Below are 22,631 nucleotides of genomic sequence, written 5' to 3'. Positions count from 1 at the left end.
GATGGAATATGATTATGCAATCAGAAAAATAACAGCCAAAATCATTGACCGACTTTATGATAATGGCAACTTGGATAAAGCTGCTTTAGCGAGCTTAAGAAGTGCCGCAACGATTACAAGTCAGCGAGCACAAAGTGTTTGGCCATTATTAATGAAGTACTTACCAGAACAATTTTTAAGTAAAAATGGTGAGCCAACAATTGGTGAAATTGCTGTGTTTGCGGCAATACGCCTTTATGCAATTCAACAGCAAGGTAAAGATGAATTGGTTTGTGGTGATTCGACCAAAAAGGAAATTGTAGAAGTTAATAGTATAAGTTTATGTACTGCTATAAATAGGCTAAAAGCGAATAAAGAAATTAAAGTACTTCTGGATCAACGAATTCGGTTAACATCAACAACTGACAATATTAATAGTGTTACTAACTGTTTAACACGTCTAGTAAAAATCTTGAAAACTGATAAACAGAATGCTGCAAAATTAGTTTCAGGTGATGCAACAAAAAATAAAGTTGAAGAGGCTGACGGCGTAAGCTTGTTTACTGCTCTTGCTAAATTAAGAGCGAGTGAAGATATTAGAGTGGCACTAGATCGGCGTATTCAACCATTACTAGCAACAAATAATATTGCCAGTGTTATCAATTCGCTAACGCATCTAGTAGAAATTTTAAAAGCCACTGAGCAGCCATTAAAAATTGACTATCCACTATTAGCTCAAGATTTATATGATTTTCAAACGAATTATCACCGTGCGGGCAAAGTTCGTTTGTCATGGGGCGAGCAATATTTCGAAGTAAATAATTCAAACAATATTAAAGGGGAAGAAAATGACTAACAAAAATTTATATCTAGATCTTAATGTATTACAAACAGTGCCATCCTCAAACATTAATCGTGATGATACTGGTGCACCTAAAACGGCATTGTATGGTGGTGTTAAGCGGGCACGTGTTTCTTCACAAAGCTGGAAAAAAGCAATGCGCGATTATTTTAGAGACGAAAATATTGAGAGTGGAATTAGAACGAAGAAAGTAGCTGATCTTTTTGAAAAGAAGCTAAAAGAATTGGATAACTCTTTAGATGATGTGTCTGCAGTTAATAAGGCAAAAAAATTTTTATTTGCTGTTATTAATCCTTCAAAATATACAAAAGAAATTAAAAAGAAAAATCCAAATTTCGAATTACCAGATGCTTTATTGTTTATTAGTCCTGGACAAATTGATAAATTGGCTGATTACGCACTTAATCACGATAAATTAGATGATAAAAATGTTAAGAAGGAAATTAAGCAAATCTTGAAGAAGGATAATTCCTTAGATTTAGCCTTGTTTGGTCGGATGGTTGCCACTAATCCAGAATTAAATGTTGATGCATCGGCTCAGGTTGCCCATGCGATTTCGACACATGAAATTGTTCCAGAACATGACTACTTCACAGCACTTGATGATTTACAGTCAGATGATGCTAATGGTGCAGCAATGCTGGGAACGATTGAATATGATTCTGCGACTTTATATCGCTATGCAAATATTAATGTTAAAGATTTGGCTAAAAATTTAGGTAATCGAGATGCTATTCAAAGTATAATTGCTTTTATTAAAGCCTTTACTTTGTCAATGCCAACAGGTAAACAAAATACATTTGCAAATAAAACTTTGCCAAACTATATTATGGTTACGCTGCGTCCAGATACTCCAGTTAATTTGGTTTCAGCATTTGAAGAACCAGTTGTGACCAAAGGTGGTTTTGTTAAAAGTTCTATTCAGAAGTTAGAAGATGAATATCAATCTACTAATATTATGCTTGAAGATCCTCTTCTTAATGTTGTACTTTCGCGAGATGGTAGTGGGCAACTTGAAAAAGTCACAAAACTTTCTGACTTACTAGATCGGGTATCTGCAGCTTTAACAAAGGTTATGCAAGATGAAGACACTAACGATTAGGTTGACTGCGCCTTTGCAGTCTTATGGCAATGAAGCATCATTTGAGCGGCGGACAACAGGTGATTATCCAGCAAAAAGCGCAATAATAGGGATGATTGCCGCAGCATTAGGATACAGTCGCGATGATCAACGGATTAAGCAATTAAATGAGTTACAATTTGCTGTTCGAATTGATCAGCACGGGATAACTTTAACCGATTTTCAGACGGTTGAATGGAAAAAAGATACACGAAAGATCACCTATCGTGACTACTTGCAAGATGCCGTTTTTGTTGTAGCTGTTGGTGGTGATGAGACTGCTATTGAAAAAATCCATTTTGCATTAAAGCACCCGCATTATGCCTTATTTTTAGGCAGACGTGCAAATGCGCCTGCTGGTGTTTTACAAATGGATATTAAAGATGGCGATCCAATTTCTGTGTTAAAGCAATTGCCGTGGAGAGCTTCTGATTGGTATCAAAAACGGCAAAGGCGCAGTGCTACATTTAGAGCGGAAATCATTGCGGATGCGGCTTTATTGCCAGATGCTAATAAATCGAGTATGGAAGTAAAAGATGAAGCTATATCATTTGATTCAAAAGCGCGTCAGTATGGCTTCCGCGAGGTTAAAACCACAGCAGTTGAACTTACCAATCCTGTTTTTAAATCAGATACTGAGCATGATGCTTTGTCAGCTTTATAAAAAGGAGCGCAAATGTATTTATCAAGAGTTGAGATCGATGTAAATAATCGACAAAAAATTAAAGATTTGACGCAACTTTCGGCTTTTCATAATTGGGTAGAGCAAAGCTTCCCGGATGAAATTAGAGCTGGTAAGAGATTGCGTCACTTGTGGCGGCTTGATCGTTTATCAGGGAAGTTATACTTGCTGATTCTTAGCGAGGCTAAGCCCAATCCAGAAGGACTGTCGCGATATGGTGTTGCTAGAACAGTTATTACCAAAAATTATGATAATTTTTTAAGTCAAATCAAACAAGGCGAAGTTATGCAGTTTAGACTGACAGCCAACCCGTCTTACAGGCCAAAAGATCAAAATAAGGTGTACCCTCATGTTACTGCGACGCAACAAATGCAGTGGCTGGCTGATCGAGCAGAAAAATCTGGCTTTCAGGTAAAATATTCTGAAAATGAACAATCGTTTAACATTGTTAGTCGTGATTGGCCTCTGTTATCGTACCGCGGTAATCGCAGAGTGCGTCTTAGTCGGGTTACATTTGAGGGTACCCTGCAAGTTACCGATGCCAATTTGTTTAAAGAGATGTTAGTTAATGGACTTGGTCGCGAAAAGGCCTTTGGTATGGGATTGATGACGGTTATTCCGAGGTAAAAGTAATGGTAAAAAACTTTGGTGCTAAGAAGCCGGAACTGTCAGAACTAGCAAGAATTAGTGATCGAATAACATTTCTTTATTTTGAACATGCTAAGTTAAGCAGGCAAGATAGTGCCTTAATGGTTTCTGATAGTCGTGGTACTGTTTTTGTTCCAGCAGCAATTGTAAGTGTACTGATGTTAGGCCCAGGTGTTGATGTTACTCATCGAGCGATGGAATTAATTGGTGAAGCTGGTATGAGTGTAGTTTGGGTTGGCGAGTACGGCGTGCGGCAATATGCTCATGGACGCTCACTTAATCATTCTTCACGTTTACTTGAGGCTCAGGCTAAATTGGTTTCTAATAAACGTTCTCGAGTTGCAGTTGCTAGAAAAATGTACCAAATGCGGTTTCCTGATGAAGACGTTTCGCAACTTTCAATGCAGGAATTGCGTGGCAAGGAAGGTAGTCGTGTTAGGCGAATATACCGTGAGCAATCTAAAAGAACTGGCGTCTTGTGGACACGGCGTGAATATAATCCTGATGACTTTGAATCACAGACGCCAATCAATAAGGCGTTGACTGAAGCTCATCAAGCTTTATATGGTCTGAGTTATAGCGTTATTGTTGCAATAGGCGCTTCTGCAGGCTTAGGCTTTGTCCATACAGGACATGATTTAGCATTTGTTTATGACTTTGCGGATTTATATAAAGCAGAGATTTCAATACCTGTTGCCTTTGAAATTACGGCCAAGTATGGTAACGATAAGGATATCGCTACTAAGACAAGGCTAGCCATGCGGGATATATTTACTAGTGGTAAATTATTAACGCGAATGGTAACTGATTTGCAAAATTTACTCGGTGTGACAGAGGCAAAAGAAGCTAATGTAATTAATTTGTGGGATGATAAATTGGGCTTGCAAAAATTTGGTGTACAGTATCACGAAATTGAAGAGGACAATGACTGATGATTGTAGTTACCTTAACTAAAGTACCACAATCATTGCGAGGCGATCTTACTAAGTGGTATCAAGAAGTACAAACAGGTGTCTATGTTGGCAATGTTAGTGCAAGAATACGCGATTTATTGTGGCAACGAGTAGAGAAAAATATTGGCAGTGGCGAAGCAACTATGGTTTATAGCACCAATACCGAGTTGGGCTACGAAATTAAAACGACACGACGAAATTATGATGTTGTTGACTATGATGGTATTCCGTTAGTAATGCGGCTGAATGTTGATAATATGCCACAAACTATAAAGCATGGCTTCAGTAATGCAGCTAAATTTCATCGTGCAAAAGTGATGGCACATAATCAGAAAAAGGTGCACGCTAAAATTTCACAGCCAGAAATTACTGTATTGGATCTCGAAACAACAGGATTAAAAGCTGGTCGTGATCAAATTATTTCAATAGGTGCTGTTAAAAAGCTAAAAGATGGTAGTTATCAAAAATTTGATCAATTAATTAAAATCGATCAAAAAATACCCAAACCGATAACCGAGCTTACGGGCATAACTGAAAAGACGTTGGCAGATAATGGAATACCACTTAGTTCAGCTCTTGTTCAGCTAAAAGATTTTATCAAGTCTTCTGTTTTAATGGGGTATAATTTTCATTTTGATGAAACGTTTTTGTCTTGTGGCCTAATTGCTTGTAACTTAGCAGAATTAGATAATAAAACAATTGACTTAATGGCGATAGTTAAGAAAACCGAAAAGTTTCTTGATAACTATCAGTTGGCGACAGTATTAAAGTTTTATAATATTGAAAATTTGCAGCCACATAATGCATTATCTGATGCTCAGGCTACAATGGAATTAGCGAACAAACTAATGAAAAACGGTAGGATCAAATTTTAGGAATACTGGTATCATAGGGATCTTTTACTGTATTCCCCACATGCGTGGGGGTGATCCTACTAAAAATTAAATCAACGTCGGGGTCACATAGTATTCCCCACATGCGTGGGGGTGATCCTCAATTTGCCCGGTTATCTCGCTAACGACGTTAGTATTCCCCACATGCGTGGGGGTGATCCTATACAACGATGGCCACATTGATAAGCAAGTGTGTATTCCCCACATGCGTGGGGGTGATCCTATAAAACTCCTTAATTAGCGCATATCGCTATAGTATTCCCCACATGCGTGGGGGTGATCCTTCGTGGAAAATCGTCCAAAATATACTTTTTATGTATTCCCCACATGCGTGGGGGTGATCCCTAATAATCCAGAATCATCTGATAGTGCATACAGTATTCCCCACATGCGTGGGGGTGATCCTGCTGTCTTGCTTATCGGCTTCTTTTTGCCCCTGTATTCCCCACATGCGTGGGGGTGATCCTACATATTTTTAAATTGTTAGTATAGTTAGTTGAGTATTCCCCACATGCGTGGGGGTGATCCTAGAACTAAATACAATATCGCTATTGGGCTTTAGTATTCCCCACATGCGTGGGGGTGATCCCGTCATCTTTTGGCTGCCAGTTAAAGCTTTCTTGTATTCCCCACATGCGTGGGGGTGATCCTACCAATCACTATTTGTTGCTCCAAAAGGCTTTGTATTCCCCACATGCGTGGGGGTGATCCTAACACCTTGAGTAAGCGGCTAGATTGTACAAAGTATTCCCCACATGCGTGGGGGTGATCCTAAAATCAAAAATGAGCAAGAAAAACTTGATCGGTATTCCCCACATGCGTGGGGGTGATCCCAAAGTGATAAGACTGTCCTTTTTTGTTTGCTGTATTCCCCACATGCGTGGGGGTGATCCTGAATTGTGCATTAGCTTTTAAATCGTCATCTTGTATTCCCCACATGCGTGGGGGTGATCCCCATAGCGGACACTATGAAAAACGTTGTAGACCAGTATTCCCCACATGCGTGGGGGTGATCCTGGTCAAAATATGAATTATGGCGGTCAACAGGCGTATTCCCCACATGCGTGGGGGTGATCCTTACCTCCTCATACCATATTATCATACACTATCTTATTCCCCACATGCGTGGGGGTGATCCTAAGGTAGTATGTATTGCTTCCACCTCTGCTTGGTATTCCCCACATGCGTGGGGGTGATCCTCCTAACGCTACAAACAAACAAGAATAACTCAAGTATTCCCCACATGCGTGGGGGTGATCCTAATACACAACTTAAATACACATTTTTAAATTGTTGTATTCCCCACATGCGTGGGGGTGATCCCAAATTTAAGTATTCTTGTTTGTATTCTTGTATAGTATTCCCCACATGCGTGGGGGTGATCCCGCTAGCAGTAGCGGTTTGCAAAATCTTACCAAGTATTCCCCACATGCGTGGGGGTAATCCTGTGGTTGTTGAAAAGCAAAAATACAAAGCAGAGTATTCCCCACATGGGTGAGGGTGATCCCTCGCTCAAAACTCCCTCTGGCTCAAATAAGCGGTATTCCCCACATGCGTGGGGGTGATCCCGTGTAGTTTACTTGCGTGATCTGCATCTTCTGGTATTCCCCACATTTGTGTGAGTCAGTTCTAAATCAGAGGTTAAAGACAATGAAAAAACTTTTTTCGGAAATTTTAACATTTAGCGGTCTACTGTTCCTATTTATTTTTTACATAATTTTATCAATCAATTGGGTTCATGTGATGGAGCTTGTAATCGTTGTGTTTATCATAATTTGCATAATAGACCATTATCGAGATAAGAAAATACGTGAAAAATATTGAGGCCTAGTCTGATAATTACTCTTTTTCAGCGACACTAGTTTTACTTGATACTATTAAAAGCTTGAAAAGTAGCTATTGATAAAAATTAGTTTTAAAATTGGATAATTTGTAATTTTTTTGTACCAATATAGTATTGGCGCTTTTTGTTTATAAAATTTTATTAAATTTAGTATATTAATAATAGATATTAAGATTAATTTATGAATAATTATATTTAACGTTATTGAAGAGCAGAAATAACTAAAATACTATAATATAATATGACCAGTTATAAAATGTAAATACACTTTACAGCTCATCAATATCAACTTTTTAGCTAATTTGCTAAATGAAAAATCGCTTGTATACTATATTTAGCTTTTGCTAAATAGCTTGCAAAAAAATTGATTTTATTACATAATATATTTTTATAAAGAGTATGTTGACGAATAAATTAAGGCTTTTATTCAATTCTTAAATTATTTAAAAAATACTTTAAATATATACGAAGCACTTTTAATAAAGTGTTATATTGTGTTTAGGTAAGTTGAAAGCTGGCATATCAGTAAATTAGGTAAATCTTAGCAGTTTGTGAGTATCCTGCATATAATTATGTGCAGGCTGGACAATGTTTAAAATACATGGTCAACAATACTGAAAAGGAGTAATTGGAATGAGTAATACGAATTTATATCTTGATCTGAATATATTACAGAAAGTACCGTCTTTTAATATTAATCAAGATTCTACTGGTGCATCAAAGACCGCGTTTTATGGTGGAGTAACACGTGCACGAGTTTCTGCACAAAATTGGCAAAAGGCTGTACATGATTTCTTTAAAGCTGAAAATGCTGCAGTTGCAACAAAGACTAAAGAAGTTGCCGAGTTGTTGGCTTACAAGCTAACTGCTTTAGATGGATCTTTAGATGCTAATTCAGCAATCGACAAGTCAATTGCTACTTTAGGTGCAGCTGGACTTAAATTTAAGCGGGACCAAAGTACTGGTAGAGTTTTGACCGATACCTATTTGATGATTAGTCCTGATCAAATTGAAAAATTGGCACAGTATGCCTTAACTCATGATAATTTTACTGATCGAAATGCTAAAAATGATGTTACACGGATTTTGCAAACTAATAATTCTTTAGACTTGGCTTTATTTGGTCGCATTGTTGCAGATAATCCAAGATTGAATGTTAGCGCAGCAGCCCAAGTAGCACATGCAATTTCAACACATGAGATCAAATCGGAGTACGATTACTTTACAGCATTTGATGATTCACACCCAGATAAGGCAACTGATGTTGATATGCTTGGTGCAGTTGAATATGATTCAGCAATTTTGTATCGTTATGCTAATGTAAGTGTTAATACTTTGGCTAATAACCTTAATGGTGGAGATATTGTTAAGAGTGTTGCAGAATTTGTTAAGGCCTTTATTCTTTCAATGCCTACAACTGCACGCATGACATTTGCTAATAAGACTTTACCAAATTACATCATGATTACTTTAAGAGAGGGTACACCAATTAATTTGGCTTCTGCTTTTGAAGAACCAATTATCTCCAAAAAAGACTGCATTTCTAAGTCAATTATGAGACTAGAAGATGAATACATGGCAACTAAGAGATTTGTCGAAGAACCGTTGATGAATGTAATACTCACAAACCATCCTTCAAGAATTAACAATCAAGCTGGTAACTTATCAGATTTATTGAAGCAAGTTACTGATGCATTGACTAAAGCAATGCAAAGCGAAGATGTTGATGACTAAATTGGCTGCTTTTTAAGCAGACATTAAAGTTGTTGAAGGGAGCGAAAATGTATCTATCAAGAGTTGAAATTGATGTTAATAATTGGCGTAATGCTAAGAAATTAACGCAACTTTCTGCGTTTCACGATTGGGTAGAGCAGAGCTTTCCTGATGAGATTGATTCAAAAGAGCAAATGCCCCACCTATGGCGGCTTGACCGTTTAGTGAACAAAAATTATTTGTTAATCGTTAGTCAAAATAAGCCAGATAGTATTCTGCTTTCACGTTTAGGTACTGTAGTTACTAAAAACTATGATAAGTTTTTAGATAGTATTGAGTTCGATCAACTAATGAACTTTCAGTTAACTGCTAATCCATCATTTAAGTCGGCTGAAGGGAAGGTAACACCATCGATTACTGTGAAAGATCAGGCACAATGGCTTATTGAGCAAGCAGAAAAAGCTGGCTTCCAGTTAAAACGTTCTGAGTTTAAAATTACTAGTCGTGAGTGGCCAGTTGCACTGCATCGAGATGGCCGTAGAGTGCGTCTTAGTAGAGTCACATTTATGGGTAAGCTGCGAGTTAAGGATGTTAACTTGTTTAAGCAGGCTTTAACTAATGGCATAGGTCTAGAAAAAATTTTTGGCATGGGCCTCATGACAGTTATTCCTTTAGCTGAATAATATTTGAAATCAAAAAAGCAATCCTTTGAGGGTTGCTTTTTTGATTATTATTAATTTAATCAGCTATACGTTCTTGATGCCAATCAAGTACCATCTTAACAATCGCGTTAGCAACATTTAAGTTACGCAAAATTGGCCCATGAGAGTATGTTCCAATGAAGTTGTGATAATGCAAGCCCTCAAGCCCATCTTGAGGGTTATTACCATAACCAGTAATCATTTTACCCAATGGTTGCAGCTCTTGACTATCAAAATAGGTTTGTCCTGAATGATTTTCAAACGCTTTAACCTCGCCCCATTGTGTAGTGTAGTGAGTGTCGCCAATCATGCGCTTATCGGCTTTAAAAACGGTGTGGAATGGTAAAATATCTAATCCTTTAATTGTAGTGCCACCAATTGTTTTATAATATGTGCCAACAAGTTGGTAACCACCACAAACGCCAAGCATTGGATGGCCGGCATTAATATAATCAGTTAAAGTTTCTTTGTGTCGTGGTAAGTCTTTAGCAACAACGGTTTGCTCAAAGTCTTGACCACCACCGAAAAAGACAAAGTCATAATCAAAGGCATTGAACGGATCACCTAAGGAAACATTATCAACCTGAGTGGTGTAATTCTGCTTTTTTAATAGGTAACGAATAATTTTAACATCGCCCGAATCACCATAGGTGTTCATTAAGTCTTCATATAAATAAGCAATTTTAATTGTCTTGTCAGCCATCATGTCTCAACCTTTCATCTTGCTCTTAGTATAGCTTAAATAGCTTGTGTCCGGCAAAGGAAGATAGTAATTATTATTCGAATTAACTATTTTTTAAGATGTAGCAATTCGCACTTATTAATTCTGAACTTCGATAGATTATAATATATTAAAAATCATTGCTAACTTAATTTGTTGCAAAATTGCACACCAATTTTAATCATGTTACAATGTCGGTATAAATAAAAAGAAGTCCTACTACCAATAGAACTTCTCTACGTAGAGCCGTCTTCAAAGGACGGTGGCTACTGGATTGTATTTTTTAAAATACGCCCTGTAACTGTCAAGTTATTAGTCAGGGCGTTTTTGTTTGCAGTTATTTCTTGCGATTGTCGATGTACGTCAACAAATCAACGAGAAACGTGACTGACCTTTCTATTAAGAGATTGGAGTATTGGTCCATTAAATGCCATAAGCATCATCTTCTTTCAAACGGTAGCCACCGCCCTTTTTAACTTTTCTACGTTTCTTAATTATAACAAAAAGCGAATAGAATTTGGTTATTACTTTTAATAAATAATTACTTCGTGTCTTGCTGTGCTGCAAAATGATTGATTGGTCCATACTTGGAACCAACAGCGATTGGGTGAGCGATTGCTTCATAAGTAAAGTCTTTAGCGATTTTAACACTATCGATAATAGACTTACCTTTGGCTAGCTCGGCTGCGATGACAGCAGATAAAGTATCACCAGTACCGTTAATCCGGTTGGTATCAATAAAGGGCTTGGTGAACTCATAAAATTCGCCATCAGCAGTTAATAGAATATCAGTAACTGCTTCTTGAGTATTATCGTCATGGCGCCCCTTCATTAGGACATTTTTAGCGCCCATTTGTTGTAATTTGCGTGCACCCTGCTTAATTTCGTCTATATTATTAAGGTCGAGACCAGTCAACTTTTGTTGCTCATAGAAATTGGGTGTGATGATGTCAGCCATTGGTAATAATTCATCTAAAAAGGCTTGATATGCGTCATCGTCAAGTAGGGTATTGCCATGCTTAGTCATGATAACGGGATCAAGGACAATCTTCCCCATGTCGTATTTGTGCAAATTAGCGGCAACACAGCTGATAACTTCCTTATTAGCCAGCATACCAGTCTTTAATGCGTCAATTTTAAAATCTTCGTTCAAAACCGTGAACTGCTTTTGAATGAATGTAAGTGGCATAACTTCCTGTGCGTAAATACCGGTAGTATTGCCAGCAACCGCGGCGGTTAATAGTCCCATGCCATACACACCGCGGGCATAAAATGAGTGCAAGTCAGCTGTCATTCCAGCACTGCCGTCACTGTCGTTGCCTGCGATTGTTAATGCGATAATTTCTTTCTTCAATATACTACCTTCTTTCAGTCAAAACTTTACTTCACAGTATAACTTAAAAGGGTACCAATGATATAATTATTTCTTGTAAAATCACAGCTAGATAAGTAAAATTATATTAAAACCGCTTTCTTGAGAAAGGAATTGATTATGGCAAAAAAGTACGTTATGGCAATTGATGAGGGTACGACTTCAACTAGAGCAATGATTATTGATCATCAAGGTAAGAAAGTCGCGTCTTCACAAAAGGAATTTCCACAGTATTTCCCTCAACCAGGTTGGGTTGAGCACAAAGCCGAAGAAATTTGGCATGCTGTGCAAACAACGATTGCCAATGCAATTATTAATTCGGGATTACGGCCAGAGCAAATTGCTGGTATCGGAATTACTAATCAAAGAGAAACAACTGTTATTTGGGATAACAAGACGGGTAAACCCATTTATAATGCGATTGTATGGCAATCACGCCAGACGACAGATTTAGCAGAAAAGCTAAAAAAAGATGGTTACAGTGAGATGATCCATAAAAAGACGGGCTTGATTATTGACCCGTACTTTAGTGCAACTAAAATTCGTTGGATTTTGGATCATGTTGAGGGTGCTCAGGAAAAGGCCGAAAACGGTGACTTGTTGTTTGGCACGATTGACACATGGTTATTATGGAAGCTAACTGATGGTGAAGTACACGTGACGGATTACACCAATGCTTCCAGAACAATGCTCTTTAACATTCATGACCTGAAGTGGGATGACGACATTCTTAAGTTGTTGAATATTCCTAAAAAGATGCTGCCAGAAGTTAAGTCAAATTCAGAAATTTATGGTTACACCAAGTCTTACACCTTTTTTGGCGGTAAAGTACCAATTTGTGGGATGGTTGGTGACCAGCAGGCAGCGCTTGTAGGACAGCTTGCTCTGAAAAAAGGGATGGTTAAGAATACTTATGGTACGGGTTCATTTATTGTGATGAATACCGGTGAGGAGCCAACAGAGTCTGATAATAACTTACTGACTACGATTGCTTATGGCATTAATGGTAAGATTTCTTATGCCCTTGAAGGCTCAGTCTTTGTTTCCGGGAGTGCTGTACAGTGGCTGCGCGATTCGATGAAGATGATTAAGACGGCGGAAGAATCAGAGAAAGCAGCACAAGCATCTAAGTCTGAAAATGAAGTCTATGTTGTACCAGCGTTTACCGGCTTGGGTGCACCATATTGGGATTCTGAAGCACGGGGCTCAGTCTTTGGTATTACACGTGGAACAAGTAAGAATGACTTTATCAAGGCAACATTGCAGTCGCTTGCTTATCAGACACGGGATGTTGTGGATACAATGCAGCTTGATTCCGGTATTAAGATTCCGACTTTGCGTGTCGATGGTGGTGCCTCAAACAACGATTATCTTTTGCAATTCCAAGCCGATATTCTAGGAACTAAGATTGATCGCTCTAAGACGCTGGAAACAACGTCAATGGGAGCCGCATTTTTGGCAGGATTAGCAGTTGGCTACTGGAAAGATGTCGATGAATTGAAGAATATTTTTGTAGTTGGTAAGACTTTCGACGCCCAAATGTCTGAAGAAGAACGTGACCGTTTGTATGCTGGTTGGAAGCGCGCGGTTAAGGCAACCCAAGTTTATGCCCATGGCGAATAGCAAGTTGGCCTAAGTGAAAAGAAGTGAAAACTAATGGCACATGAACGAATTGTAGCTCTTGATGGCCCACTTAATTTTAGGGATGTTGGCGGTTATCAAACTGAAAATGGTCAAACAGTTAAATGGAATAAAATTTATCGCTCGGATTCACTGAGTTCACTTACGCCGCAAGACCAGCAAAAGCTAGCTGCGATGCACGTGACCGTTGATTGTGATTTGCGTTCGGCCTATGAAAAAGAGTCTTCCCCTGATAAGTCATGGCCTAAACGAGAATTTATTGATGTTCCCGTTTATTCTGAAAATATTGCGGATCAGCAAAATGACCGTAAGGTATACCGCTTTTTGCATCATATTCCAGATATGAAGGATAATTTTATCGGGCGCATATACCAGCAAACCCTTCTTAGTCCGCATAGTCAGGATATTTTTGCCCGCATTTTTGCGCAATTACTGGAATTACCACAGGATGAGGCACTTGTCTATCATTGCAGTGCAGGTAAAGATAGGACTGGCATGGTGTCTGCCTTAATTTTAATGGCTTTAGGCGTTGACGATGATACAATTGCCCGCGATTATTTATTGACCAACGAACTATACGATTTTGCTATTTCTAAGCAATTGCCAAGTAATGATGATATTTCGCAAATGGTTGCAAAGATGAACGTTACTAAGGGTGAGGGCATTGCAATTCGCGGCATTACAGAGACCATCCGCGGCGGCTGGGGCGACTTTGCTAGCTTCTTCAAAAAACAGTTGGGCTTTACTGCAGATGACCTACCTCAATTAAGGCAGATGTATTTAGAATAGAGGCAGATAATGGTAACTTTACTTGATGTCGCTAAAAAAGCTAATGTATCAAAAATGACAGTTTCGCGGGTGATTAACCATCCCGAGCAAGTAACAGCAGAATTGCGTAAGTTGGTGGATGATGCAATGGCAGAACTAGACTATCATCCGAATTACGTTGCCCAAGCGTTAGTTAATAATCGCACCAATGTGGTCAAATTTGTTACGTTAGAAGACATTGATACAACTGAGCCATATTATATGAATTTATTGTTTGGTATTGCTCGCGGTCTGTCTAAAAAGCAGTATGCAATTCAATTAGTGACTAATCGTAAGCAGATTAAGGATGGTAATTTTGACGGGTATTTGATTACAGGTGCTCGTTTTCATGATTATGCCTTGTTTGACAGCCTGCAGAAGCCGTTTGTTCTCTTTGGTGAGAATCATCGCGGCTATGATTTTGTTGATAATAATAATCAACTTGGCGGCAAAATTGCGACCGAATATGCATTATCACGCTTGTATAGCCATATTGTGTTTATTGGTATTGACGTGCAGGAGCCTTTTGAATATTCACGAGAAACAGGTTATATCAATACATTACAAAAAAATAAGCTAATCCCGCAAATCTTTCGGATTGCTAACCATAGCCACGCAGCCCAAAAAGTGATTCAGGATAATTTTCAGCAGTTCAAAAAAGACACCTGCTTTATTTGTGCTAGTGATCGGATTGCAACAGGAGTTGTCCGACAATTGCTCAATGAAAAGGCACGTGTACCTGATGACTTTGGTGTAATTGGCTATGATGGTGTCTTTTTGGATCAAGTTTCTAACTTGAAGCTGACCACAATTAAGCAGCCGATTTTTGAAATGGGCGAGTTGCTTGCCAAGATGTTGCTACAAAAGATTATGCAGCAAGGCTCACCACAAGGTGAGGCAATGCTTGAGCCGACTTTAGTAAGACGAGAATCAACGAGATAATAATACTGGTGTAAACAGCACCAGTATTTTTTTGAGCAAAATTTTGGTAACGGTAACAATAATTATTTTGTTGAAACCGATTTCTATTATTCGTTAAACTAGAGCTTGGAGGAGATTACTATGAAGCATTGGTATGAACATGCAGTAATTTATCAGATATATCCTAAGTCTTTTCAGGATAGTAATGGTGATGGTGTTGGCGATTTGAATGGGATTAAAAAGCGCATTCCTTATTTGCAAAAGTTGGGAATTAATGCGGTTTGGCTTAATCCGGTTTTTGTTTCGCCACAAGTTGATAACGGCTATGATGTTGCTGATTATTTGGCAATTGACCCGCAAATGGGAACAATGGCCGAAATGACGGACTTAATAGCGGCCTTTCACCAGGCTAAAATTCATGTAATTATGGATTTTGTCCTGAATCATACATCTGACCAAAATTACTGGTTCCAACAAGCGATCAAGCATCCTGATAGTTCATATCGTGATTATTATATTTTTGCCGGAAAAAACAATGAGCGACCAAATAATTGGGGGAGCTTCTTTGGTGGCAGTGTGTGGGAACCAGATCCAGCGCAAACCGGTGAGTCATACTTTCACTTGTTTGATAAGCACATGCCAGACCTTAATTGGCGGAACCCGCAAGTTCGCAAAGAAATGCTTAAGATTGCGGAGTATTGGCTTGATAAGGGGATAGATGGGCTGCGATTAGACGCGTTTATCCATATTGCCAAGGCTGATTTGAACCAGGATTTTCCGTTAGACAGCTCTGAGGACGACACAGTAGTAGCAGAACCGTTTTTTGCCAATTTACCACAAGTCCAAGAATGGCTGCGCCCATTTTGCCAGCAAATCAAGCATGATTATCCAGAAACCTTGCTCTTGGGCGAGGCAGCCAGTGCTAATGTCAATTTGGCGGTTGATTATACGGCTAAAGATCGGCAACTGATGGATAACGTAATTACTTTTCGTTACTTTACAGATGATGAAAGTCAGCTTGATCATAATTTACCGGCGCAATATCAACCTAAGCCGCTTGATTGGTTGAATTTTAAACAGACGCAGGCAGTATGGCAACAGACCCTAGGGAATATTGCCCAGCCAATTCTTTATTGGAATAATCACGACATGCCGCGTGTCGCTACGCGAATTGCTAAAACGCCAACTCAAATTTGCAGTCTGGCAATGCTAATGTACTTAGAGCGCGGCATTCCAATAATTTATTATGGTGAAGAATTGGGCCTTAAAAATTATGAATTTACTGCTCTTGCGACGTTTGCCGATGATTCGGTTAACGAATTTATCAAGCAAGCTGAACAAGCGGGTAAAAGTGAAAAAGAGGCTTTAGCGCTAGTTAGTCAAACGCATAAGATGCCGGCACGCTGTCCAATGCCGTGGACTGATGAAAAGTCAGGCGGCTTTTCAACAGTTAAGCCATGGCTCACGGGCAAAAAGTTGGATCATGCAAGTGTTAGTAGCGAAATTACAGATCCAAATAGCACGTTTAACTTTTATCGTCGGCTGATTGCGCTGAAAAAGACACCACTGTTTCAAGATGGCAACTTTAATCTTTATTCCACTGGTCAGGATAGTTATGTATACCAACGAAAATTGAAGAATGAACAGGCAATTGTGGCCGTTTCATTGAGTAGTGAAAAAATCAGAATTACGTTGTCTGAGGGCAATTACGAGGAAAAATTGGTCGCTGGACAATACCACCTGACAGGCAACGAGCTTTTGTTAATGCCGTATTCAGGTGTTGTCTTAAGTAATAATGGAGGAAAAAATGCAATTAGCAGCTTTAAAGCATAGAACAGAAAGTGAAGATTGTTTTGTAATTAGTCCACACCATGTACGTGTGAGGTTTCACAGTGCTAAGGATGATGTTAAACAAGTTATCGTGCACTACACGGATAATTATTTAGACACGAAGACCGATCGAACAATCGCAATGACCAAGATAGGTCAAGGGCAGGTTAGCGATCACTGGGGTGTCACTCTGACAGCACCGTATCGCCGCTTGAAATATACGTTTGAAGTAATTGGTCAAGACGGTGAACACAAGATTGTCGGTGATCGAGGAATTAGTACTTATAATGAGCAAAATTTGCTTGCAGATAGCAGCTACTTCAAGCTGCCTTATTTACATCAAATCGACATGGATGTGACACCTGCTTGGGTTAAAGATACAGTTTGGTATCAGATTTTTCCGGAACGGTTTGCTAATGGCGATAAGAGCAATGATCCGCAAGGGACTAAGCCGTGGAATTCCAGTGATCACCCTGGCCGAGATGATTATTACGGCGGCGATCTGCAAGGAATTTTAGATAAGTTAGATTACTTACAAGAATTGGGGATCAACGGCCTTTACCTGTGCCCCGTATTTAAGGCAAGCTCGAATCATAAGTATGATACGATTGACTATTTGCAGATCGACCCTGACTTTGGCGATAAGGATTTGTTTGCTAAAGTAGTTAATGAAGCTCATCGCCGGGGAATAAGAGTGATGCTGGATGCAGTCTTTAATCACTTGGGAAGTCAATCAATGCAGTGGCAGGATGTTGTTAAGAATGGCGCCAAGTCTCGCTTCGCAGATTGGTTTCATATTAATCATTTTCCAGTTAGTCCTTACCAAAATCCAACAAAGGGTGAGGGTGAGCCAAATTATGATACCTTTGCCTTTGAGGAACATATGCCAAAACTCAACACGGCCAATCCGGAAGTTCAGGATTTCTTGTTAGAGATTGCCACTTACTGGGTCAAGTACTTTGATATTGATGCTTGGCGGCTAGATGTTGCTAATGAGGTCGACCACCATTTTTGGCGAAGATTCCATGATGCAGTAACAGCGATTAAACCTGATTTTTATATTGTTGGTGAAATTTGGCATAATGCACGGCCGTGGCTGAATGGGGATGAATTTTCTGGTGTGATGAATTATCCTTACACACTGCAGATAGAGGATCATTTCTTTAAGCATAATAAGTCCGCCATTGAATTGACGCAGGCATTAACAGACCAATTGATGATGTATCGCGACAATAATAATTGGGCAATGCTTAATATGCTTGACTCTCATGACACAGCGCGGTTATTTACAGTTGCAGGTGATGATCAACAGTTAGGGATGCAAGCTTTGACGTTTATGTTTATGCAGCCTGGCAGTCCATGTATTTATTACGGTACTGAAATGGGAATGACTGGCGGTGAGGATCCCGATTGTCGTAAGCCAATGGATTGGCAACAAGCTGATTCGCCGATTTGGCAGCAGGTTCATGCGTTAATTAAGTTCCGGTTGCAGCACAAAGCAGTCTTAAGTGGTGGTCAAACTTCCTTGACAGTAACAGAGGACGGCTTAATCAAGGTAACACGGACTGGTAATGAGCAGTTAACAGCTTATTTTAATACAACGGATCAGGCTGCAACACTTACAGTTCCAGCAGCTTTAAGTCAAAATTATGCTAATGGCGTACTTGCACCAAAAGGCTTTGTTATTACAGTTAAATAGTTAATAAAAGAGATGATCGAAATAAAAGGTCATCTTTTTTAGTGGTTATTTTGATACCGGTAACAGCGTTTTTGGCATTGTCAATACTAATTATTTCAGTAATAATGAAAGCGTAAACAAAGAATACCTCACAAAAGAGGGAGCGAATTTAATGAAACGAATTTTTGAGGTTAATCCATGGCAAGTTGCTACGACAGACTTTTCTCCAGCCGATAAACGACTACAAGAAAGTATCACGGCAATTGGCAATGATTATATGGGAGTACGTGGTAACTTTGAGGAAGGATACTCTGGTGATAGTCTGCAGGGTAGTTACTTAGCTGGGGTATGGTTCCCTGATAAAACGCGAGTTGGTTGGTGGAAGAACGGTTACCCAAAGTATTTTGGTAAAAGTATCAATGCTCCGAGTTTTTTGGGGATTGGCATTACGATTAACGGCGAGCAGCTGGACTTAGCTAAGAATAAATTCAGTGATTTTCGCTTAGCACTTGATATGCATCAAGGGTTGCTGTCACGTAGTTTTATCTATGAAGGACAAAACGTTAAAGTAAAATTTGAATTTGAACGCTTTTTACATATTAGTTTAAAAGAAGCGGCTTTGATTAAAGTTAAGGCGACAGTTTTAGAAGGCACAGCACAAATTGCGTTTAATTCTACCTTGGATGGAACTGTTGTTAATGAAGATAGTAATTATGATGAGCAGTTTTGGCTTGCGATTAGCGAAAGTAAGGCTGATCGCACAATCCAAGTTAAGACCAAGCCGAATCCTTATCAAGTTCCTCAATTTACAGTTCTATTGAAGGCAAGTTTGAGACATGCTGACCAACTAGTAACAGGAAAAGTGACAACCTCTACTGCACAATTAAGTGAATGCGTGACCGCCAATTTGCAGGCAGGTGAAAGTTACGACTTAGAAAAGGACGTTATCGTTGTTACTAGTCGTGATGTTGAACCCGAAAGGCAGGTTCAGCGAGCTGACGAATTAATGAAGCAGCTGCAATCTAAAACATTTACGCAAAATCTGGCAGAGCATACAGCTGTTTGGCAAAAGCGCTGGGCTAAAAGTGATGTAGTTATTGCCGGTGACGATGCTGCTCAACAGGGAATTAGGTTTAATATTTTACAGCTCTTCATGACTTACTATGGCGAGGATAAGAGATTAAATGTCGGACCTAAGGGCTTTACTGGTGAAAAATACGGCGGTGCAACTTATTGGGACACAGAGGCCTTTATCTTCCCAATGTATCTCTGCGTGGCGCAGCCCAACGTGACGCGGGCGCTATTGCAGTACCGTCATGACCAATTGCCAGGTGCATATCATAATGCTCAAGAGCAGGGCCTAAATGGTGCACTCTTTCCAATGGTTACTTTTAACGGAACTGAGTGCCACAATGAGTGGGAAATTACCTTTGAAGAAATCCACCGCAACAGCGATATTCCGTTTGCGATTTATCAATACACTAAGTATACCGGCGATGAGTCTTACGTTAAAAACGCTGGTATGGATGTCTTAGTTGGGACAGCTCGCTTTTGGGCTGATCGAGTTCACTATTCTAAGTGGCGCAAGAAGTATGTCATGCACGGTGTTACTGGTCCTAATGAGTATGAAAACAACGTTAACAACAATTGGTTTACCAGTACAATGGCACGGTGGTTGTTACAATACACCCTTGAGCGCTTACCATTAGCTGATCCAGAAGCTCAAGAGCGGCTCAATGTAACTGAAGAAGAAAAGCGCAAGTGGCAGGACATAGTTGATAATATCTACTTACCTGAAGATCAAGAACGTGGTATTTTCTTGCAGCAGGATGATTTCTTAGATAAAGACATCAGACCAGCTACGGAAATTCCAGCTGCACAGCGACCAATTAATCAACACTGGTCTTGGGATAAGATTTTGCGCTCGCCATTTATCAAGCAAGCTGACGTTCTGCAAGGAATTTACTTTTTAAATGACCGCTATTCTAAAGAACAAAAAGAACAGAACTTTGACTTCTATGAGCCATTAACAGTTCATGAAAGTTCACTTTCAGCTTGTGTACATTCGATTTTGGCAGCTGAATTAGGTAAAAAACAGCAGTCAGTTGAGTTCTATGAGCGTACGGCGCGGTTAGATCTTGACAATTACAATAATGATACAGATGATGGGCTGCACATTACGTCAATGAGTGGCTCATGGTTGGCAATTGTTCAGGGCTTTGCCGGTATGCGTTACGATCATGACCAATTAAAATTTAATCCTTTTGTACCTAACAATTGGGATGGTTATAGTTTTATAATTAATTATCGAAACCGCTTAATAAAAGTTCAGGTTAATCATGATGAAACAAAGCTGACTTTGCTTCAGGGTGAAGACTTAACAGTTTTAGTTAGTGGACATAAAGTTAAATTAAAAGAGGGTGAAGCTAAGTGCTTAAAGGACTAATTTTTGATTTAGATGGCGTGTTAACAGATTCTGCCAAATTTCACTTAGCAGCTTGGAATAATTTAGCGCAAGAATTGGGGATTAATCTTACTTCAGCACAGCTAGATTCGCTGCGTGGAATTTCACGAATGGATTCACTTAATCTGATTTTGCATTATGGCAATCAGGAAGATAAGTATACTTCTGAGCAAAAAGATAAGTTCGCTGAACAAAAGAACGAAAAGTTTTTACAGCAAGTGCAAACAATGACGCCGCAAGATATTTTGCCTGGGATTTTCGAGTTATTAAGGGACGCCCAGGATGCAGGATTAAAAATGTGTATTGCTTCGGCTTCTAAGAATGCCCCTAAAATTCTTAATAAGTTAGGAATTGCAGACCAGTTCGATGACATTGTTGATCCGGCGACGTTACATCGTGGTAAGCCTGATCCTGAAATTTACGTCAAAGCACAGGAACTTTTGGGATTAGCAACAGATGAAGTGATCAGCTTTGAGGATGCTGCAGCGGGTGTAGAAGCAATTAAGGCAGCAGGTCAATTTGCTGTTGGCATTGGCAATCGGCAGCTACTTAAGCAAGCCGATTATATCGTGACAACTACAAAAGAATTGAAGTTGGATGAAATAATGGCCGTTTTTGCTAAAGGGCCAGAAGAAAGTAGGTAAAAGAATGGTTGAAGTTGATTTAAACCATATGTACAAAAAATATGAGGGTAATGATCAATATTCTGTTAATGATTTTGATTTACACATTAAAGATAAAGAATTTATCGTTTTTGTTGGCCCATCAGGGTGTGGTAAATCGACTACTTTGAGAATGATTGCTGGGCTAGAAGACATTAGCAAGGGGACGATGGAAGTTGATCATCAGGTAATGAATGATGTTGCTCCCAAAGACCGGCATATTGCGATGGTTTTCCAAAACTACGCGCTGTATCCGCACATGTCAATCTATGACAACATGGCCTTTGGTCTTAAATTACGTCATTATAAAAAATCCGAGATTGATCAACGAGTTCACCATGCTGCCGAAATTTTGAATTTGCAGGAATATTTGGATAAAAAGCCTGCGGAATTGTCCGGTGGTCAACGGCAAAGAGTGGCATTAGGAAGAGCGATTGTGCGTGATGCACCGATTTTCTTAATGGATGAGCCTTTATCTAACTTGGATGCTAAATTGCGGGTGTCGATGCGGGCAGAAATTGCTAAGCTGCACCAAGATTTAGGCACAACAACAATCTATGTTACTCACGATCAAACAGAAGCCATGACATTGGCAGACCGCGTGGTTGTAATGTCGGTTGGTAAAATCGAACAAATTGGGACGCCGCAGGAAGTTTATAATCACCCAATTAACCAGTTTGTTGCTGGCTTTATCGGCTCACCGCAAATGAACTTCTTTAATGTTCATTATCATGATGGCTGGATTTCGGATGGCAAGGGCTTAAAGATTGCCGTTCCGGAAGGTAAGGCAAAATTGCTTGAAGAAAATGGCTACAATGACCGCGATGTTGTTTTCGGTATTCGGCCAGAAGATATCCATGCTGAACAGGCATTCTTGGAAACATGGCCAGATTCAGCAGTTGATTCAACAGTAGTTGTTTCAGAGTTGCTCGGAGCCACAATTCAGTTATACCAAAAGGTAGATGAAACTGAATTTGTAGCTAACATTAATGCTCGTGACCTTTACCAACCAGGTGAAAAGGTCAGAATGGGCTTTGATGTTAATAAGGCGCACTTCTTTGATAAGGATACGACCTTGGCAATTGTTAATTAAGTTAATCAATCAATGATTTGGTAATCATTGGCTTTAAAAAGCATGTTA

Annotated in this window: 18 protein-coding genes and 1 CRISPR repeat array; of the genes, 16 read left to right on the top strand and 2 right to left on the bottom strand. The window is 39.3% G+C overall.

The window, feature by feature from the left end:
- The first annotated feature begins 1 nt into the window (after position 1).
- The 8 genes from casB to cas6e (OZX76_RS09305) all read left to right on the top strand — a co-directional run bounded on the left by casB (position 2) and on the right by cas6e (OZX76_RS09305) (position 9,376).
- Entirely contained in the window at positions 2 to 835 is an 834-nt protein-coding gene (gene casB, locus OZX76_RS09340; RefSeq protein WP_277179712.1) for a type I-E CRISPR-associated protein Cse2/CasB, read from the top strand.
- Positions 828 to 1,943, top strand: a complete 1,116-nt coding sequence (gene cas7e / locus OZX76_RS09335) for a type I-E CRISPR-associated protein Cas7/Cse4/CasC (protein WP_277179710.1) — start codon at positions 828 to 830, stop codon at positions 1,941 to 1,943. Before casB ends, cas7e (OZX76_RS09335) begins: the two co-directional genes overlap by 8 nt.
- A complete protein-coding gene (cas5e, locus tag OZX76_RS09330; protein ID WP_277179708.1) occupies positions 1,924 to 2,625 on the top strand; it encodes a type I-E CRISPR-associated protein Cas5/CasD in 702 nt (233 codons plus the stop codon). The genes cas7e (OZX76_RS09335) and cas5e overlap by 20 nt, the downstream gene beginning before the upstream one ends.
- A 12-nt stretch (positions 2,626 to 2,637) precedes the next feature.
- On the top strand, positions 2,638 to 3,270 hold the full coding sequence (gene cas6e, locus OZX76_RS09325; RefSeq protein ID WP_277179706.1) for a type I-E CRISPR-associated protein Cas6/Cse3/CasE: 633 nt from the start codon (positions 2,638 to 2,640) through the stop codon (positions 3,268 to 3,270).
- Between the two features lie 5 nt (positions 3,271 to 3,275).
- Positions 3,276 to 4,223 (top strand): type I-E CRISPR-associated endonuclease Cas1e, encoded by a 948-nt coding sequence (gene cas1e / locus OZX76_RS09320; protein WP_277179704.1) that lies wholly within the window; start codon positions 3,276 to 3,278, stop codon positions 4,221 to 4,223.
- Positions 4,223 to 5,119 (top strand): type I-E CRISPR-associated endoribonuclease Cas2e, encoded by an 897-nt coding sequence (cas2e, locus tag OZX76_RS09315; RefSeq protein ID WP_277179702.1) that lies wholly within the window; start codon positions 4,223 to 4,225, stop codon positions 5,117 to 5,119. Before cas1e ends, cas2e begins: the two co-directional genes overlap by 1 nt.
- 29 nt (positions 5,120 to 5,148) lie before the next feature.
- A CRISPR array of direct repeats spans positions 5,149 to 6,766; the repeat unit is 28 nt; unit sequence GTATTCCCCACATGCGTGGGGGTGATCC.
- A gap of 847 nt (positions 6,767 to 7,613) precedes the next feature.
- Positions 7,614 to 8,714, top strand: coding sequence for a type I-E CRISPR-associated protein Cas7/Cse4/CasC (cas7e, locus tag OZX76_RS09310; RefSeq protein ID WP_277179700.1), 1,101 nt, complete (start codon positions 7,614 to 7,616; stop codon positions 8,712 to 8,714).
- A 47-nt stretch (positions 8,715 to 8,761) separates the two neighbouring features.
- Positions 8,762 to 9,376, top strand: coding sequence for a type I-E CRISPR-associated protein Cas6/Cse3/CasE (gene cas6e / locus OZX76_RS09305; protein WP_277179698.1), 615 nt, complete (start codon positions 8,762 to 8,764; stop codon positions 9,374 to 9,376).
- 55 nt (positions 9,377 to 9,431) lie between these two features.
- On the opposite strand, the gene OZX76_RS09300 is transcribed toward cas6e (OZX76_RS09305), so the two are convergent.
- Together OZX76_RS09300 and thiD are read right to left on the bottom strand one after the other, a co-directional pair.
- On the bottom strand, positions 9,432 to 10,097 hold the full coding sequence (locus OZX76_RS09300; protein WP_277181549.1) for a cobalamin biosynthesis protein CobQ: 666 nt from the start codon (positions 10,095 to 10,097) through the stop codon (positions 9,432 to 9,434).
- A gap of 559 nt (positions 10,098 to 10,656) precedes the next feature.
- Positions 10,657 to 11,472, bottom strand: a complete 816-nt coding sequence (gene thiD / locus OZX76_RS09295; protein ID WP_277181547.1) for a bifunctional hydroxymethylpyrimidine kinase/phosphomethylpyrimidine kinase — start codon at positions 11,470 to 11,472, stop codon at positions 10,657 to 10,659.
- 135 nt (positions 11,473 to 11,607) lie between these two features.
- Here thiD and glpK point away from each other — a divergent pair, with 135 nt between their 5' ends.
- From glpK to ugpC, 8 genes are all read left to right on the top strand, one after another.
- Positions 11,608 to 13,110, top strand: a complete 1,503-nt coding sequence (glpK, locus tag OZX76_RS09290) for a glycerol kinase GlpK (RefSeq protein ID WP_277179697.1) — start codon at positions 11,608 to 11,610, stop codon at positions 13,108 to 13,110.
- A gap of 33 nt (positions 13,111 to 13,143) precedes the next feature.
- Positions 13,144 to 13,917, top strand: coding sequence for a tyrosine-protein phosphatase (locus OZX76_RS09285; RefSeq protein ID WP_277179695.1), 774 nt, complete (start codon positions 13,144 to 13,146; stop codon positions 13,915 to 13,917).
- A 9-nt stretch (positions 13,918 to 13,926) separates the two neighbouring features.
- Complete coding sequence (locus tag OZX76_RS09280; RefSeq protein ID WP_277179693.1) at positions 13,927 to 14,877, top strand: LacI family DNA-binding transcriptional regulator; 951 nt, start codon at positions 13,927 to 13,929, stop codon at positions 14,875 to 14,877.
- 120 nt (positions 14,878 to 14,997) lie between these two features.
- The gene (locus tag OZX76_RS09275; RefSeq protein WP_277179691.1) at positions 14,998 to 16,689 is read left to right on the top strand and encodes an alpha-glucosidase; all 1,692 of its coding nucleotides are present in this window, start codon (positions 14,998 to 15,000) and stop codon (positions 16,687 to 16,689) included.
- Positions 16,664 to 18,385 (top strand): glycoside hydrolase family 13 protein, encoded by a 1,722-nt coding sequence (locus tag OZX76_RS09270; protein ID WP_277179689.1) that lies wholly within the window; start codon positions 16,664 to 16,666, stop codon positions 18,383 to 18,385. The genes OZX76_RS09275 and OZX76_RS09270 overlap by 26 nt, the downstream gene beginning before the upstream one ends.
- Before the next feature lie 151 nt (positions 18,386 to 18,536).
- Entirely contained in the window at positions 18,537 to 20,810 is a 2,274-nt protein-coding gene (locus OZX76_RS09265) for a glycoside hydrolase family 65 protein (protein ID WP_277179687.1), read from the top strand.
- Complete coding sequence (gene pgmB, locus OZX76_RS09260) at positions 20,795 to 21,472, top strand: beta-phosphoglucomutase (protein WP_277179685.1); 678 nt, start codon at positions 20,795 to 20,797, stop codon at positions 21,470 to 21,472. The genes OZX76_RS09265 and pgmB overlap by 16 nt, the downstream gene beginning before the upstream one ends.
- A 4-nt stretch (positions 21,473 to 21,476) precedes the next feature.
- Positions 21,477 to 22,583 carry a sn-glycerol-3-phosphate ABC transporter ATP-binding protein UgpC gene (ugpC, locus tag OZX76_RS09255; protein ID WP_277143288.1) on the top strand — a complete coding sequence of 369 codons (1,107 nt, stop codon included), beginning with the start codon at positions 21,477 to 21,479 and terminating at the stop codon, positions 22,581 to 22,583.
- The last annotated feature ends 48 nt before the right edge of the window (positions 22,584 to 22,631 follow it).

Source organism: Lactobacillus sp. ESL0677, from assembly GCF_029392875.1.
Lineage (GTDB): Bacteria > Bacillota > Bacilli > Lactobacillales > Lactobacillaceae > Lactobacillus.
This window is presented reverse-complemented; position numbering and strand designations above follow the sequence as displayed.